Here is a 16,801-nt window from a genome sequence, read left to right on the forward strand (position 1 = left end):
ACCGGCAGTTCCGGTGAAAAGTTATACCTGTGGTCGCGGCGGGTCGCGATCGCGGGCCGGCGCCGCCATACACACAGCCGCTCCCCGGTTCCTCGCGAACCACCTTTCCGGAGTCAGCCATGACGATCAAAGCCGCATTCCCGCTTTCGCCGAAGTTCACCGTTCGCGCCCGCGCGACGCCCAGCGCACCTCAACTGGCCCTCGCGGCCGCGCAGCTCCAGGCGCAGATCGCGGTAGCCGTGGAACTGTATACGATCCCGCTGTACCTCTCGGCGTGCGCGTCGATCAACAAGAGCGCGAGCCCGAACGCGGCGACCGCGTATTCGAACGTGCTCAGCGTATGCACCGAAGAAATGATGCATCTGCAGCTGGCCGCCAACATGTGCCTGGCGCTCGGCACGACGCCGAACTTCACCGCGCCGGTGTACGGCGTGGCGCCGGCGTACCCCGACGGCACGCCGATTCTCGATCCGGACGATCCGGCGACCGGCGACTCGGGCGTCCTCAACGCCACGATCGGCAACATCATCGACATCCTGCCGGTGATGCTCGATATCGAAGTGCCGACCGAATTCGAATCCGGCGCGCTGCTGCCGCCGTATCATTCGATCGGCCAGATGTACGACGCGCTCGTGGGCCTTGCGCGCCTGTGCCGCAGCGTCGCGCCGTGGACGCTGACGAACCAGGTGTCGAACGTGTTCGCGGCGCAGCCGTTCACGCAGACGATCGGCAGCTTCAGCGATCTGACGAGCGCCGTCGACGTGATCTGCGAACAGGGCGAAGGCAAGGCGCAGTCGCCGCCGCCGAGCGCTCCGTATACCGCGAGCGAGTTCATGATTCCCGACGCGAGCGACCAGCTGGCGGGCGCGGGTTCCGATGCGTCGCCGCTCAACACCTACAGCCATTTCGGCCGTTTCCTGACGGTGCAGTCGCTGAACCTGACCAGCGCCGAGGTCTACAGCGGCACGGCGGCGCCGAACTCGGCCGAAAACCTCACGCTGCAGAAGAACTTCGCCGCGCTGATCACGACGCTCAACGGCATCTGGGCGGGCACGGTGTCGTCGGGCAACATCTGGTCGATGACGTCGCTGATGGGCGACGTGACGGCGGTCTGGCAGAAGGGCAATATTCCGCAGTGGACGCCGGTGAGCTAGTAAGCACATTCACGGTGTGGCGCGGACCGATCGGTCGACGAGTGCGACCGATCGGTCCGGATGGCGCAGCGGCGGCAAAGCTTGGACCGAGCCAAAGCGTATAGGGAATACTGGAGGTCGGTGAGCTAAATTATTGTCGCACCTACAAATGGTCTGCGCTTACAAGTTTCCGGCCAGACCACTTCGCTCGACTTGATCAGAAAGTACAGCGTCTTGCCGCGGTAGCGTGACTTCTTTTAGGTGAGAGGCTGTTCGCGGTGATGGCAGTAGGATGCTAAAGAGCCTCTCACCAATGTCGCGGTGCCGACGAATCAAGGCGGGGCGTGCGCGAGTTTTATGCATTCGGACAAATCAATCGTTGAATACAATTTGAGCTTACGCGGCTCATGCAAGCTCGCGAGGTAGTATGAAAATACTTGGCGTAGAGTTTGATTCAAACAAAATGCACTATGTTCTAATTGAGGGCGATTTCGATATTCACGAGGTATTGCAAAAGAATCGACTAGAGCTTGCTGAAACCAGATCCCGCGATTCATTGGTCGCTTTTCAAGACGCAATTCGAACGCTTTACAATGCAACCGTCCCCGATATTTTAAGCATTAAAGCTAAGCCAGAGGCCGGGCAAATGAGGGCGGGCGCCGCAGCTCTAAAAATGGAGGGCGTAGTTCTGGCTAACGCTCCATGCAAGGTAGTTTTTGTGTCGGGCCTTAGGATTAACCAATGTGAAGTGGAGTGCGGGGGACTTCAAAAATATTTACAGCCCGCTTATAAGGCGGCGGTCGTGACGCTTACTTCACAGCGATGATCGATCTAGCAGAGTTTCCCGCTGACATTTCACGTGCACTGCTGGCGTTGGCTGAGCATTACGAATATTTGAGTAGTAATGATCGTGGGGCTAATGGATACGTGATTTTTGGAAGGAATCGAGTATCTAGGGCCGATGTTGCGATCAAATTCTATTTCGGTCAGCCTGGCGCTCATCAGCACGACGAACCACGACTCTTGTCGGCGGTGAGATCAGCGAATATTTTACAGATTCTTGAGGCTAGGCAGGTCTCCACAGACTGGGCATATTTCATAACGCCGTTATGTGCGGAGGGCGATGTAGATGATTTTATTTCGACGTCTCCAAGCCTGCACAGATCTATTGACGTGGCGCTCGGAATATGTGCTGGTGTAAGTGCACTTCATGCGTTGCGTATCGTACATAGAGATTTAAAGCCGGCAAACATCGTCCTCGCTGCTGGCATACCACAAATTGCAGATTTTGGCAGCGTGCGTCTGCTCGATGCCGAATCGAATGAGGTTGATGCTTCAGCGCATAGCGTTATATATCGCCCTCCGGAATCCTTTGTTACCGGAAGGTATTCTATTAGAGGAGATGTCTATCAAATTGGGCTCGTCACGTACCAGCTGTTGGGTGGGCGGCTTTCTTATGATGGCTTTAGCTACTTCAATGTTCGCGATCGAAGGAACTACGTAAAACTTGTTTCGGATTTCGATCGCTCTCGCTTCGTCGATAGTGTAATACGCAGACATGCTATCGCTCAGCAATTGATGGATCTTTCTTCATTGCCAGATTGGATCGACAATCAAACGAGGCGCGCGCTGCGACGAATGACTAGTTCCGTGCCGGGCGACCGCTTAGGTTCAACAGCAGATGTTGCCGCAGAGTTAACAGCGATGCGCGCGCGACTGCGCGATTGGCGATGGAACGGTGGCGTCGCAACACTGCAAATGGGGGCTGTACGTATTGAGTTGCGGCCGTCGCGTACTGGCACATTCGAAGCATTTCGCGACTATGGGTCGGGTTTTAGGCGAGTGCCGAACTTGGCTCCGGGAACCATTGGTCATCTTGTAAGAGCTTTGGCTTAGTGCGGTTTCGATTCTGCTCAGAAGTGTGTGACGCACAAAGAACGTGTAGGTGTTCTCGCCAATTGGGTGGTCTGTGACTCGTTCTACATACCTCACGACCAGATCTATACCGATCGGTCTTACTACCAATTACTGCGTGCGCTGAAATCTGTCGAGCTCAATCGCTTTTTTTGGCGCCTCGGTCTTCGCTTGACTAGGGTTTTATTATGGGGGGCCGTTTGAACCGCGGAGGTCGTCGTTCCAAGTGGCACTCGAGCGCTACGCCATCCCCGCCAACGCCGCATGCACCTTCGCCGCGTTCGGCTCGCCGACGCTCGCGATGCGGTCGTACGCGCGCGTCAGCGGTTCGACGAAGCGCGGGTTGCTCGACAGCCACAGCGGAAAGATCGCATCGAGCGCGAGGAATTCGGGCAGGTCGCTCGCCGCGTTGCCGACGCAGTTGCGCGCCGATTCCGTCAGCGATTCGGTCAGCGGATCGACGATCGCGCGACCGTCGCGCGCCTCGCGCCGCAGGTAGTCGAGCCACGCCGCGATCGGCAGGCACAGGCGATCGACCGCTTCGCCCTGCGCGAGCCGGTCGGCCAGCGTCGCGATCAGCCGCGTCGAGACATGCAGCGAACCGTCGCGCGCGAGATCGTTGAGGTCGTGCCGTATCGCGGGGTTGCGCAGGCGCTTGAGCGTCGCCGTCACGTAGGCGTCGGCGCCGAGTTCGCGCGGCACGTTCAGCACCGGCAGCACGTCGCGGCGCAGCAGGCGTTCGACGAGCGCCGCGAGCGGCGCGTCGGCCATCGCGTCGGCGACCGTCGCGTGTCCGCAGGCGAGGCCGAGATAGGCGATCGCGGTCTGCGCCGCGTACAGCACGCGCACTTTCATGCGGTCGACCGCGGCGACGTCGCGCGTCACCGTCACGCCGACGCTCGCCCAGTCCGGCACGCGGTTGCAGAAGCGATCCTCGATCACCCATTGCGCGTAGCTTTCGCGCTGCACCGGCCAGCGGTCGCGGCAGCCGAGCGTCTGGGCGACCTGCTGGCGGAGCGCATCGTCCGTCGGCGGCACGATGCAGTCGACCGCCGAACACGGAAACGCCGCTTCGCCGACGATCCAGCGCGCCAGATCGTGCTGCCGCTGCGCCATCGCCAGATCGACCGCGGCGCGCATCAGACGCCGGCCGTTGTCCGGCAGGCTGTCGCACGAGATCGTCGTGAAAGGCTTGATCGATTCGGCGCGCCGGCGGCGCAGCGCCTCGACGAGATAGCCGACCGCGCTCGTCGGCGCGTCGGGCTGCGCGAGGTCGCGGCGGATGTCGGGATGGTTGAGGTCCAGGCGCCCGTCGGCGCCGAGGCAGTAGCCGGCCTCGGTCACCGTGAGCGTGACGAGGCGCGTATGTTTCGAGGTCAGCCGCGAGAGCACGCGGGCGGGGTCCTGCGGCGCGACGATGAGTTCGCGCAGCGCGCCGATCACGCGCAGCTGCCGCGGTTCGTCCTGCACGGCGACGCAGTACAGGCCGTGCTGCGGCTCGAGCGCGTCGTGCACGGCGCTCGTCTTGAGCGAAACGGCGCTGACGGCCCAGTCGAAGTCGCGCGCGAGGATGTCGTCGAAGCACCACGCCTGATGCGCGCGGTGGAACGCGCCGGGACCGAAATGCACGACGCCGATGCGGCTGGCCTGCACCGGATACGCCGGCTGGCGGATCGCGGCGCGCAGGTGGCCCAGCGCCTGCGGGTCGAGAAACTTTCCGGCAACCACCGCGTCGGCGACGACACTCACAAAGCGACTCCTGCTGGTGCTGCGGTGATTGCGTTCGCCCTGGGGCGGCGGGCCGGCCGGCGGCCCGGATCCGGAGTCTAGCGAGGCAGGCTCTTCTGCCGCTAGTCGTTGCGTACATACTGGTTTGGTACTACCAGCGGCAGGCGCCATGGCGATCGTGCACACTGTACGTGCGATACCGGCCGTTCGTTGCACGATGCCGTGCGTTTGCGCATTCGACATCGACGATCGTCGATGTCGCGGCGGCCGGCGGTCGCGCGACGGCGCGCTGTCGCGGCGGGCGGCACGAACGCGTCGCCGCGCGCGGCTTGTGGAAATTCATAATTGTCCACTATGTTTGCGCCGTCGCCGCCGGGCCGGGCGCGCCGGCGGTGCCGCTGCGGGCGTGCTGCACCTAAGTCGGACTTGACAGTGCTGGGTACCGGTGTCATTAGATCGGCCTACAAACGTCTGTTCGCCCGGGTATGCGCGCTTGTCAGCATCGCCCCGGTCGGGGGAGGCAGGCGCGGCAACCTCGCAGGATATCGAACCCGTATGACCGCACGACGCATCGAACGCCCGGCCGCCGACATCGCCCAGGACAAGGCGAACGCCAAATCCGGCGGCGCGACCATCAACGACATCGCGCGCCTGGCCGGCGTTTCCAAGAAAACCGTTTCGCGCGTGATCAACCGCTCGCCGCTCGTGCAGGTCCAGACGCGCGAACGCGTCGAGGCGCTGATCCGCGAGGTCGGCTACGTGCCCGATCCGATGGCGCGGGGCCTCGCGTTCCGCAAGTCGTTCCTGATCGGCATGGTGTACGACAACCCCAACGCGCAGTACATCGTCAACATGCAGGGCGGCGCGCTGGAAAGCCTGCGCGGCTCGGGATTCGAGCTCGTCGTGCATCCGTGCGACAGCAAGAGCGACGACTACATCGCCGGCGTGCGCCATTTCGTCGTGCAGCAGCGCCTGCACGGCGTGATTCTCGTGCCGCGCGTGTCGGAAGACTCGGCGCTGGTCGACATGCTCAACGAAGTCGGCGTGCGCTACGCGCGCATCGCCGCGGTGTCGCTCGACCAGCCGCGCCGCATGATCGCGACGAACGACCGGCTCGGCGCGATCGAGGCCGCGAACTATCTCGAATCGCTCGGTCACCGGCGCATCGGCCTCATCACCGGCCCGCAGCGGTATCTGTCCGCGCGCGAACGCGGCGGCGGCTTCATCGCGGCGCTGGCCAAGCGCGGCATCGAGCTTGCGCCCGAATATGTCATCGAGGGCGGCTACACGTTCGAATCGGGCGTCGCCGGTGCCGAACGGCTGCTGGCCCTGCCGGAGCGACCGACCGCGATCTTCGCGCTGAACGACGAAATGGCCGCCGGCGTGTACAAGGCCGCGCACCGGCTCGGGCTGTCGCTGCCCGAGCAGCTGTCGATCGTCGGCTTCGACGACAGCCCGCTGGCCACGCGGCTGTGGCCGTCGCTGACGTCGGTGCGCCTGCCGATCTGGGACATGGGCCTGCATGCCGCGGCCATGCTGCTGTCGCCGGAAGAATCGCCGCGCGAAGGGCCGCTGATCGCGCCGCATCTCGTCGTGCGCGAATCGTGCAGCTCGCCGGGCAGGGTGTAGGCGGCGCATCCCGGCGCGATGCCGGGATGCGCGCGGTTCGCGTAGCAATCAGTCGAAATCATTCAACGGCGCGCCGGGCGTGTCGCCCGGCCGCTTGCCGACTTCCCAGCCGTCCGCGTCGAACCGGCGGGCGTCCTGCGGCGGGGGCGCGGCGTCGAGCGCGTGCGGCGTGCCGCAGCTCGTCGTGACCGGCGGCGTGCCGGGTTCGAGGATACGGTCGATCGGTTCGTTCGCGAGATCGTACAGGCGCACGCCGCCGGCAATCGTCGCGGCGAGCCAGCGCGCGTCGCGCGAGAGCGTGAGGCGGCCCTGCGACAGCGCGCCGTTGCCGCTCCAGGGAAACGGGTAGTTGTCGACGCGTTTTTGCAGTGCCAGCGTTCGCGCGCTGTAGATGTTCACGCCCTGGCGCGTGCCGTTCCAGTCCCAGTCGGCCGTGACGAACTGCGTGCCGCCGGGCGGAGCGACGACCGAAAGCGGTCCCCACGACGCGTACTGCCCGATCGTTCCGACCTGTGCGAGCGCGCCGTTCCTGCCTTCGCGCGACAGCACGTGCGCGCCGCCGTACGTGGGCACGACGACGCGGTTCGCCGTGTCGTCGGCCGCGATCTCGAAGACGAACCAGTAGAGATCGATGCCGCCGGCGTACTGCGCCGTGCCGGGATTCCACAGGAAGGCCGGACCGCTGCTGATGTTCGACTCGGCGAGCGCGAGCAGGGCGCCGTCGCCGCTCGCGGCGATCATCGAATCCTGGCGGACGCCGCGCACTTGGTCGATCGCGCCGGTATGCGGGTCGTAGCGCCGCAGCGGCACCCAACCGGACCCCGCGAACGAGCTGGTTATCGACAGCACGTCGCCGGCCGTCCACGCGACCATGTACGTGCCGCTCTCGTAGAACTCGGCCGGAAACTCGATCTTTCGCGGCGTGCCGCCGTCGTCGCGGTCGACCAGATAGAAGTGCGCCTTGCCCGCCGATACGCCCTGGCCGGCGACGGCGATCCAGCGGCCGTTCGCCGACGCGTCGATGCCGGCCGGCGGCGAGTCGAGCGCGATCGGCGGAAGCGGGGTGCAGCCTTTGAGATCGTAGCGATGCAGCCGCGTGTCGGCCGTGACGTACAGCGTGTCGCCGACGAACGCGTGATCGCGTGCGTCGGCGATCGGCAGGTCGACGTAGACGGCGGCGGACGACGCGGCGCTTGCGAGGGCGAGGCCGAGCGCGACGAACGAACGGGAATGTTTCGGCATGCGGGTCTCCTGGAGTGGCGGCGAGCCCCCGGCTCGCCGGACGATGCGGCGACGGCATGTATCGGCGCGGACGCCGGATCGGGGTTGCGCCGCGGGGGAACCTCATTGGACCGCAACGGCATCTCAGATCCCGCGACCCGCGCGGATGCTTGAAGCCGCTGTTGCCGGGTATCGCAAGTCATTGAAAAATAAGTGGTGACACCGGTTACCAAAAACCCCTCGAAGCAGGTATGATGCGGCGACCCGCGGGCGCCGCAGACGCGCCCGTCCCGAGCGAAGCGGAGTTCTATTCATGTATAAAAAGACGTATCACGCGACGCATCCGTCGATGATCGACGGTGCGGCGAACGACGACCTGCGCCGGCACTTTCTGATCGACGGCCTGTTCGTGCCGGGCCAGATCGTTCTGAACTACACGCACTACGAACGCTTCGTGATCGGCGGCGCCGCGCCCGTGGCGACGCCGCTGGCGCTCCCGGCGCAGACCGAACCGGCGTCCGCCGCCGGCAAGCCTTTCCTCGAACGCCGCGAGCTCGGCATCGTCAACGTCGGCGACGGTGACGGCCGCGTGACGGTCGACGGCGTCGAGTACGCGCTCGCGCCGAAGGACGGCCTGTACGTTCCGATGGGCAGCGCCGACATACGCTTCGCGTCGGTCGACGCGGGCAAGCCCGCGCGCTACTACCTCGCGTCGACGCCGGCGCACGCGCGCTACGAGACCGTGCACATCTCGATCGCCAACGCGGTGCCGCTCGCGCGCGGCGCGCTCGCGACGTCGAACGAGCGCACGATCTACCAGTACATCGTGCCGGCCACGTGCAAGTCGTGCCAGCTCCTGCTCGGCCTCACGACGCTCAACACCGGCAGCGTGTGGAACACGATGCCGCCGCATCTGCACGACCGGCGCTCGGAAGTGTATTTCTACTTCGGCCTCGGCGAGAACGACCGCGTCTTTCATTTCATGGGCGAACCCGACGCTGCGCGCCACATCGTCGTGGCGAACGGCGAGGCCGTCGTGTCGCCGCCGTGGTCGATCCACATGGGTTCGGGCACTGCCAACTACAGCTTCATCTGGGCGATGGGCGGCGAGAACGTCGACTACACGGACATGCATGTCCTCGACATCTGTCAGTTGAAATGACGGTAGCGTCGAGCTTGAGTTCCTACGGAGTTCGCGCGTCCCCACAACCCTGGCCGGACGCTTGCGACGCAAGCATCCGGCCGCCCCTTGACTTAAGGGGGCTCCAAAATCGGGCTGTGGATTTCAACGAAACCGAGATACTTGCATGAACGCGATGTTCGATCTTGCGGGCAAAGTCGCCGTCGTCACCGGCGCGAACACCGGACTCGGCCAGGCCATCGCGGCGGCGCTCGCGCGGGCCGGCGCGACGATCGTCGCGGTCGGCCGCAGCGATCCGGCCGACACGGCCGCGCGCGTGCGCGAAGCGGGCGGCGCGCTGCATTGGCACGCCGCCGATCTCGCCGAAACCGGCGCGTCGGCCGGCATCGTCGCGGCGATCGTGCGCGAGCACGGCGCGATCGACGTGCTGGTCAACAACGCGGGCACGATCCGGCGCAGCGACGCGGTCGACTTCAGCGAAGAAGACTGGGACGCGGTGATGAACGTCAATCTGAAGTCGGCGTTCTTCCTGACGCAGGCGGCGGGGCGCTGGATCATCGCGAACGGGCGGCGCGGCAAGGTCATCAACATCGCGTCGATGCTGTCGTTCCAGGGCGGCATCCGCGTCGCGTCGTACACCGCGAGCAAGAGCGCGCTCGCCGGCATCACGCGCCTCCTCGCCAACGAGTGGGCGTCCAAGGGCATCAACGTCAACGCGATCGCGCCGGGCTACTTCGCGACGAACAACACGCAGGCGCTGCGCGCCGACGAGACGCGCAACCGCGACATCCTCGCGCGGATTCCGGCCGGCCGCTGGGGCGAGCCCGACGATCTCGGCGGCGCCGCGGTGTTTCTCGCGTCGCGCGCGTCCGACTACGTGCACGGCACCGTGCTGCCGGTCGACGGCGGCTGGCTCGCGCGCTGATGCGCCGCATCGCGGCCGGGTTGCTGGCGCTCGTTGCGGGCGGCGCGGGCGCGCAGGCGCTCGCGCCGCCGGTGCAGCGCGTGTTCGTCGTCGGCGATTCGACCGCGTGCGACTACGAGCCGGCGCGCGCGCCGCGCACCGGCTGGGGGCAGGTGTTCGGCGAGTGGTTCGACCGCGGCGTCGACGTGCGCAACCGCGCGCAGAACGGACGCAGCGCGCGCAGCTTCATCGAGCAGGGCTGGCTGTACGGCGTCGCGCGCGAGATCGGGCCGGGCGACCTGCTCCTGATCCAGTTCGGCCACAACGACGAGAAGATCGACGACCCGGCGCGCTACAACGATCCGGTCGCCGCGTTTCCATTGTGGCTGATGCAATATGTGGAAATGGCGCGCGCGGTCGGCGCGACGCCGGTGCTGATCACGCCGGTCGCGCGGCGGCGCTTCGCCGGCGATCGCGCGGTCGACGCGCACGGGCCGTACGCCGAAGCGGTGCGCGCGCTTGCGCGGCGCGAGGGCGTCGCATCGATCGACCTGGCGCGCCTGTCGCTCGACTGGCTCGCGGCGCTCGGCCCCGACGCATCGAAGCGCTACTACCTGCACGTGCCCGAACAGAATCTCGCCGACAACACGCATTTCCATCGGCGCGGCGCATTGGCGATCGCCTGCCTCGTCGCGGGCGAGCTCAGGCGGGAAGGGCTGATCGCGCCGGCGCGCTACGTGCGTGACGCCGACTGCGCGGTCGGCGCGGCGCCGGCCGTCGACACCGGCTCGGCGATCGTGCGCGAAGCCGACGTCGGGCGCACGCAGCCCGGACCGCACGGCGGGGCCGGACCGACCACGGCCTATCCGTTCTTCGCCGACGCACAGGATCTCAAGTTCGTCCTGCGCAAGCGCGTGCTGCATCGCGACGCCGGCATCGGCCTGCACCGGCACGACAAGGACGAGATCTACTACGTCGTCAGCGGTCGCGGCGCGTACGTGCTCGACGGCGTCGAGCGCGAGGTCGGGCCGGGCGACGCGATGCTGACGCGGCCCGGCAGCGTACATGCGCTGAGCCAGCTCGGCGACGACGACCTCGTCGTGCTCATCGGCTACACCAGGCCGTAGTCGCGTCGAATTTCCACTGTGCCAAACGCTTGCGCACAGTTTACATACGCCGCGCTCCGGCGAGAGCATCCGCGCATCGGCCGCCCGAGCCGTCATGCCCGAGGATGCGATGCGTGTAAAGTCATTATTGGATAAAGCAATCTTTGCATCGGCGCTCGCGCTCGCGGCTCCCGTCGCGAGCGCCCAGATCGTCCTGTGCGAATCGGACTCGCAGCGCACGCGCTACTGCGACGTCGACACGCGCGGCGGCGTGCGGCTCGTCAAGCAGCACAGCCGCGCGCCGTGCATCGAAGGGCGTACCTGGGGCTACGATCGGCGCGGCGTCTGGGTGTCGGCCGGCTGCCGGGCCGAATTCGAACGCGATGCCGGTCGCCATGCATACCGCGGCAACGGCTACGAAAGCCCGTACGTCGATCGCGTGCGCTGCGAGTCGGTCGACCAGCGCGTGGAACGCTGCCCGATCCCGGGCGGACGCGGCGGCGCGCGCATCGACATCGACGAGCAGCTGTCGCGTGCGCCGTGCCGCTTCGGTTCGAGCTGGGGCTACGACCGCCGCGCGATCTGGGTCGCCGACGGCTGCCGCGCCGAGTTCCTCGTGCGGCGATAGCGCGCCGGATCATGCCGTGTGTTTGCAGCGGCGGCGTTTCGGCGCGACCATCGCGCCGGACGCGGCTCGCGCAGGGGAGAGCGGGCGCGGCAGCTTGAGTCACAACGGGAACGGAGCGAAACGATGAGAGCGATCCGATGGATGGCCGTGTTCGGCCTTTGCGCGGCGGTCACGCCGCTCGCCGCCCTGGCGAACGACGAGGCGAAGGGCGCGTTCGAACGCACCGACTTCAACGCGGACGGCAAGATCAGCTTCGAGGAATACCGCAATCGTTCGGTCAGGGTCTTCAACGACCTCGACGCGAACGGCGACGGCCGCCTGACCACCGACGAGCAGCCGCCGGCGAAAGACGCGAAGGGCAATCCGGCCGTGCGCGGCACGGTGACGATCGAGGCGTTCAGCGATTCGCTGCTCGATCATTTCGAAGCGGCCGACGCGAACAAGGACGGGTATCTGGGCATCGAGGAATGGTCGAACGTCCCGAAGCCCGGCAAGAAGCCGGCCAAACAGTGAGGAGCGCCGACGTGTCCACAAAGACGAATATGAAAAAATTAACGCTCGCCGCCGCGCTGGCGCTTGCCGCGTTCGCCGCGGGCGCCAACACGATCGTGTGCGAATCGAACTCGCACCAGACCCAGTTCTGCCGTGCCGACACCTCGGGCGGCGTGCGGCTGTCGACGCAGTACAGCGGCGCGGGCTGCTACCAGGGCAGCACCTGGGGCTACGACGGCCGCGGCGTGTGGGTGTCGAACGGCTGCCGCGCCGAGTTCGAGCTCGGCGACTACCGCCGTTCGCGCGGCGGCAACCGCGACTCGGCCGCCGCGGCCGCGCTCGCGATCGGCATCATCGGCGCCGCGGTCATCGCGTCGCAGAAGGACAAGGACCGCCGCGACTACGACCGCGACGACTACGATCACTACTCGAGTCGTCCCGACGACGTCGTGCAGTGCGAATCGCAGGACAACCGCACGACCGACTGCCCGGCCTACATCGGGCGCGGCCGCGTCGAGATCGAGCGGCAGCTGTCGCAGGCGCCGTGCCGCTTCGGTTCGAGCTGGGGCTACGACCGCCGCGCGATCTGGGTGTCGGACGGGTGCCGGGCGGAGTTTGCGGTTTATCGGTGAGGCGCCCCGGGCGCGACGGCGCGCGTCCGTTGCGCCTTGCTCGTCATCGCGGCGAACGCCGCGATGACGAGCATGAGAAGCCGACGAGCAAAGAACCGCCGCATCCGCAGCGAGCCCGACCGCGGCATCGTGTGACGCAGTCCGCACTTCGCCCTCGCGTCATCGTTTTGAAACTTGCAAGAGTGCCGCAATCCACGTTTATCATCGGCTGGCCGTCCGCTTACGACGCGACGCCCTGAGCGCGCCGTCCGCGAACGGTGATCGCCGGGGGTAGTGATGTTCGAGAGTTCCGACGCGCGCGTCGCCGCAGCAGCCGGCGGCGGGTCGCCCGCGCGCCTATCGTGGATCGTCGCGTTTTTCGTCTTGTCCGGCCTCACCGGCCTCGTCTATCAATCGGTCTGGACGCAATACCTCGGGCTCGTGCTCGGCAGCGCCGCGTACGCGCAGTCGCTCGTGCTCGCCATCTTCATGGGCGGCATGGCGATCGGCTCGTGGATCGCGTCGCGCCGCGCCGAACGCCTGACCAACCTGTTGTTCGGCTACGGCGCGATCGAAGGCGCGGTCGGCCTGTTCGCGCTCGCGTTCCATCCGCTGTTTCTCGCCGGCACCGCGCTGTTGTACGAGCGTGCGATACCGCAACTGGAAAGCCCGCTCGCGATCGACCTCGTGCGCTGGGGCTTCGCCGTGCTGATGATCCTGCCGCAGACGATCCTGCTCGGCATGACGTTTCCGATCATGAGCGCGGGCCTGATGCGCTGGCTGCCCGAACGCGCCGGCGCGATTCTCGGCGGGCTGTACTTTCTCAATTCCGCCGGCGCCGCGTTCGGCGCGCTCGCCGCGACGTTCGTGCTCGTGCCGGCGCTGGGACTGCCGGGCACGCTCGTATTCGCCGGCCTCCTGAACCTTCTGATCTTCGCATGCGTGATCCTCGCGCGCTTTCCCCGCGCGCGGCGCAGGCCGACGGCGTCGCCGCCGCGGCGGCGCACGGGCAGGCGAATCCCGAGCTGCCGCGACTGACGCGCGTGATGCTCGTCGGCGCGGCGCTGACGGGGCTGTCGTCCTTCATGTACGAAATCGGCTGGGTGCGCATGCTGTCGCTCGCGCTCGGCTCGAGCCTGCACGCGTTCGAGCTGATGCTCGCCGCGTTCATCGGCGGCCTGGCGCTCGGCGCGCTGTACGTGCGCAAGAAGCTCGACGGCATCGGCGACGCGCTGCGTTTCGTCGGCTGGGTGCAGGTGCTGATGGGATGCGCGGCGCTTGCGACCTTGCCGCTGTACGACTACGCGTTCGCGTGGGTCGGCGCGATCGTCGGGGCGCTCGCGCCGAGCGCGGCGGGCTATGCGCTCTACAACGTCGCGAGCGCGGCGATCTCGATCGCGATCATGCTGCCCGCGGCGTTCTTCGCCGGCACCACGCTGCCGGCGATGACCTACGTGCTGCTGCGCAACGGGGCCGGCGAGCGCGTGATGGGGCAGGTGTACAGCGCCAACACGCTCGGTGCGATCGGCGGCGTCATGCTGATGATGCACTGGGCGCTGCCCGCGCTCGGCCTGAAATTCTCGATGGTGCTCGCCGCGGCGATCGACATCGCGGTCGGCCTCGCGGTGTTCGCGATCGCGCGGCCTCGCGGTCGCTTCGTGCCGGCGATCGCGCTGTCGGCGGTCGCGATCGTCGGCGCGCTCGTGCTGGCCGATTTCGATCCGCGCCGCATGAACGCCGGCGTGTTCCGCAGCGGCGTCGTCGAGATCGACGCCGCGCGGCAGATCCTGTTCGCGGCCGACGGCAAGACCGCTTCGGTCGCGCTGTTCGGCGTACCCGGCAAGAACGCGACGCTGTCGACGAACGGCAAGCCCGACGCGTCGATGGCGCTCGCGCCCGGCGAGCCGATGTCGCGCGACGAGCCGACGATGATCCTGATCGGCCTCCTCGGCCTCGCCTACGGCGACGAGGCGCCGGACATCGCGAACATCGGCTTCGGCTCGGGCCTGACGACGCACACGTTCGCGTCGAGCAGCGCGCCGCGCTCGATCACGACGGTCGAGATCGAGCCGGTGATGGTCAAGGCCGCGCGCGGGTTCGGCGAGCGCGTCGCGCTCGCGTTCGACGATCCGCGCTCGCGCATCGTCATCGACGACGCGCGCGCATACTTCTCCGGCCGCCACGCGCAGTACGACATCATCGCGTCGGAACCGTCGAACCCGTGGGTCAGCGGCGTCGCGCGGCTGTTCTCGACCGAGTTCTACCGTTTCGCGCAGCGGCACCTCAAGCCCGGCGGCGTGTTCGTGCAATGGGTGCAGACCTACGAGATGAGCGACGCGACGCTGTTGTCGTTGTTGCGCGCACTCGATGCGTCGTTCGCCGACTATGCGGTATACCTTTCCCATTCGGGCGACATGGTCGTGGTCGCGTCGCCCGACCGGCCGCTGGCGGCGCCGTCGGTGCGTTTTCTCGACGAGCCGCGCACGCGCGCGCTCGCGGAGAAGGCCGGCATCCGCAGCGCGGTCGATCTCGAAGATCGCCGCATCGCCGATCGTCGCGTGCTGTCGGCGCTGCTCGCGCAGGACGGCGGTCCGGCGAATTCCGATTTTCGGCCGGTGCTCGCGCACTGGGCGCCGCGCGACCGCTTCATGAAGCAGCAGCCCGCGTTCGTCACCAGCGTCTACGACTCGCCGCTCGGCGTGCTGAGCTATGCGGGCCTGTACACGCGCAACCGGCCCGACGCGTGGCGCACGCCGACGATCGCGCAGCCGGTCGTCGACGAGCGCCGCTATGCCGAGGGCGTGGCCGCCGGCCTGCGCGGCAAGCCCGCGGTCGGCGGCGGCGATGTCGACATGGTCTGGCACGGCATCGGCCTGCGCCTGCGCGAACTCGGCGCGACGTGCTTCGCCGGCGTCGATACGCCGACCGCGACGCGCCTCGTCGTGCGCGCGTTTCAGCAGAGCGCGCCGTATCTTGCCGAGCGCGATCTCGTGGCGCTGTGGAGCGCGCGCGACTGGCTTGCGTGCGACGCGAACGCGCCGGCGCCGATCGCCGACCTCTTCGGCGTGTTCGACGCGCTCGTGCGCAAGGACGGACCCGCGCTCGCCGCGCGCGCGCAGGCGTACTTCGACCGGCATCTCGACGCGCTCGAAGCCGACCGCCGCATCGACATCGTTTATGCGGGATTGTTCGCGGCCTTTTTGAACCGCGACGCTTCGGCACGCGATCAATGGCTGGCAGCCGGCGTCGCGCGCCTGAAAATTTCCGAGCGCGAGACGTTCCGCCTGAGGTTCGTGTCGCGGGTGCTCGACGGCGTAGCCGCCTCGGCCGCCAGCACGAACGACCGTGACGTGGCTCACGATTAGATCGTGGCAATTGGTGAATAAAATGAGAAATATTCAACAAGAAACGAGCGGGCGCATCCGTTCGAGCGTGAAGTCGGCCGTGACGAAGCGGTGAAATCGTTTCAAACGCATGGCGTTTGAAACGCGGGCATGTCGCACGGTGTCAATGCGCACCGGAGCACGTTTCACAAAATAAACTCTCGCGCAGTGAGCCGGTCGCTTCTGCTTTTTCGTGTAGGTCGTCCCACGCTATGAGACGCACTGCGCGCACACTTTCGTCACACGGATGCAACGTCGCGTCCGTTGAAAATCGTCAAGCGCGTATTGTGATGGAGGCAACACTTTCTATTGCAAACTGTTTTGCAATTGCAACGAAATACACAGTACGATTGAAGCCGTGTTCAGGTTGCCGCACCGGGGTCCGGCAACCGCGAGTCTCGAAGTTCGACGATCGTGAAACAGGGGCGAGGCTCGTAGCACAGGTGGGTCGCAGTGAATGTATACATGTGCAAGCGCGGCGACGCGCCAGATCCCTTCTCAACCCAGGGGAACTCTTTGGTTCACCTCCCCCGTGGAATAGGCGCGGCGAGCGCCTTCGTTAAAGGAGAGATCGTCATGCAGCACAACGTCCGTCTGCCCAAGCGCATCCGTGGTCAGGGCATGACCGAGTACATCATCATCGTCGCGTTGATCGCCATTGCCGCGATCGCCGTCACCAGTCTGTTCGGCGGCACGATCCGCAGCCAGATGGCCGGTATGGCGCAGGAAATGTCCGGTACCTCCGCGAACGCCCAGATCGGCAACGCGAAGGCCGCGGCTCAGAAGGCTGCGCAGAACGCGAACGACACCAAGGACAGCACCAACCTTGGCAACTTCGACAAGGCCGGCAGCAAGGTCGTCGGCGGCCAGTAATCGGCTCGCAGAGTCCAGATCGGGTCGCCGGACACGTC

The 16,801-nt window shown here is 66.4% G+C and carries 15 protein-coding genes; 13 read left to right on the forward strand and 2 right to left on the reverse strand.

From position 1 onward, the window contains the following. The first annotated feature begins 119 nt into the window (after positions 1 to 119). From OD750_RS25740 to OD750_RS25750, 3 genes are all read left to right on the forward strand, one after another. Positions 120 to 1,154 carry a ferritin-like protein gene (locus tag OD750_RS25740; protein ID WP_263543573.1) on the forward strand — a complete coding sequence of 345 codons (1,035 nt, stop codon included), beginning with the start codon at positions 120 to 122 and terminating at the stop codon, positions 1,152 to 1,154. Positions 1,155 to 1,560: 406 nt separating this feature from the next. Beyond that, the gene (locus OD750_RS25745; RefSeq protein WP_263543574.1) at positions 1,561 to 1,959 is read left to right on the forward strand and encodes a DUF3010 family protein; all 399 of its coding nucleotides are present in this window, start codon (positions 1,561 to 1,563) and stop codon (positions 1,957 to 1,959) included. Then, entirely contained in the window at positions 1,956 to 3,029 is a 1,074-nt protein-coding gene (locus OD750_RS25750) for a protein kinase domain-containing protein (RefSeq protein WP_263543575.1), read from the forward strand. The genes OD750_RS25745 and OD750_RS25750 overlap by 4 nt, the downstream gene beginning before the upstream one ends. A gap of 258 nt (positions 3,030 to 3,287) precedes the next feature. Here the strand turns inward: OD750_RS25750 and OD750_RS25755 are convergent, their stop codons facing one another. Beyond that, positions 3,288 to 4,796 carry a mannitol dehydrogenase family protein gene (locus tag OD750_RS25755; RefSeq protein WP_263543576.1) on the reverse strand — a complete coding sequence of 503 codons (1,509 nt, stop codon included), beginning with the start codon at positions 4,794 to 4,796 and terminating at the stop codon, positions 3,288 to 3,290. Positions 4,797 to 5,330: 534 nt separating this feature from the next. Here OD750_RS25755 and OD750_RS25760 point away from each other — a divergent pair. Next, positions 5,331 to 6,404, forward strand: coding sequence for a LacI family DNA-binding transcriptional regulator (locus tag OD750_RS25760; protein WP_263543577.1), 1,074 nt, complete (start codon positions 5,331 to 5,333; stop codon positions 6,402 to 6,404). 48 nt (positions 6,405 to 6,452) lie between these two features. On the opposite strand, the gene OD750_RS25765 is transcribed toward OD750_RS25760, so the two are convergent. Further along, positions 6,453 to 7,646, reverse strand: a complete 1,194-nt coding sequence (locus OD750_RS25765; RefSeq protein ID WP_263543578.1) for a hypothetical protein — start codon at positions 7,644 to 7,646, stop codon at positions 6,453 to 6,455. Between the two features lie 292 nt (positions 7,647 to 7,938). Here OD750_RS25765 and kduI point away from each other — a divergent pair, with 292 nt between their 5' ends. From kduI to OD750_RS25810, 9 genes are all read left to right on the forward strand, one after another. Continuing rightward, entirely contained in the window at positions 7,939 to 8,787 is an 849-nt protein-coding gene (gene kduI / locus OD750_RS25770) for a 5-dehydro-4-deoxy-D-glucuronate isomerase (RefSeq protein ID WP_263543579.1), read from the forward strand. 145 nt (positions 8,788 to 8,932) lie between these two features. After that, a complete protein-coding gene (gene kduD, locus OD750_RS25775; RefSeq protein ID WP_263543580.1) occupies positions 8,933 to 9,691 on the forward strand; it encodes a 2-dehydro-3-deoxy-D-gluconate 5-dehydrogenase KduD in 759 nt (252 codons plus the stop codon). Further along, positions 9,691 to 10,797 (forward strand): GDSL-type esterase/lipase family protein, encoded by a 1,107-nt coding sequence (locus OD750_RS25780; RefSeq protein WP_263543581.1) that lies wholly within the window; start codon positions 9,691 to 9,693, stop codon positions 10,795 to 10,797. The genes kduD and OD750_RS25780 overlap by 1 nt, the downstream gene beginning before the upstream one ends. A 127-nt stretch (positions 10,798 to 10,924) precedes the next feature. Then, on the forward strand, positions 10,925 to 11,404 hold the full coding sequence (locus tag OD750_RS25785) for a DUF3011 domain-containing protein (RefSeq protein WP_263543582.1): 480 nt from the start codon (positions 10,925 to 10,927) through the stop codon (positions 11,402 to 11,404). A gap of 123 nt (positions 11,405 to 11,527) precedes the next feature. Next, positions 11,528 to 11,917 (forward strand): EF-hand domain-containing protein, encoded by a 390-nt coding sequence (locus OD750_RS25790; protein WP_263543583.1) that lies wholly within the window; start codon positions 11,528 to 11,530, stop codon positions 11,915 to 11,917. A 29-nt stretch (positions 11,918 to 11,946) separates the two neighbouring features. Further along, positions 11,947 to 12,528, forward strand: a complete 582-nt coding sequence (locus OD750_RS25795; RefSeq protein ID WP_263543584.1) for a DUF3011 domain-containing protein — start codon at positions 11,947 to 11,949, stop codon at positions 12,526 to 12,528. A 276-nt stretch (positions 12,529 to 12,804) separates the two neighbouring features. Further along, positions 12,805 to 13,545: a spermidine synthase family protein gene (locus OD750_RS25800; RefSeq protein WP_272842166.1), complete on the forward strand. Its 741-nt coding sequence runs from the start codon at positions 12,805 to 12,807 to the stop codon at positions 13,543 to 13,545. Beyond that, entirely contained in the window at positions 13,446 to 15,872 is a 2,427-nt protein-coding gene (locus OD750_RS25805; protein ID WP_272842167.1) for a spermidine synthase, read from the forward strand. The genes OD750_RS25800 and OD750_RS25805 overlap by 100 nt, the downstream gene beginning before the upstream one ends. A 594-nt stretch (positions 15,873 to 16,466) precedes the next feature. Beyond that, positions 16,467 to 16,763, forward strand: a complete 297-nt coding sequence (locus OD750_RS25810; RefSeq protein ID WP_263543586.1) for a pilus assembly protein — start codon at positions 16,467 to 16,469, stop codon at positions 16,761 to 16,763. The last annotated feature ends 38 nt before the right edge of the window (positions 16,764 to 16,801 follow it).

Origin of the sequence: Tahibacter soli (assembly GCF_025717065.2) — a bacterium.
GTDB classification, from domain to species: domain Bacteria; phylum Pseudomonadota; class Gammaproteobacteria; order Xanthomonadales; family Rhodanobacteraceae; genus Tahibacter; species Tahibacter soli.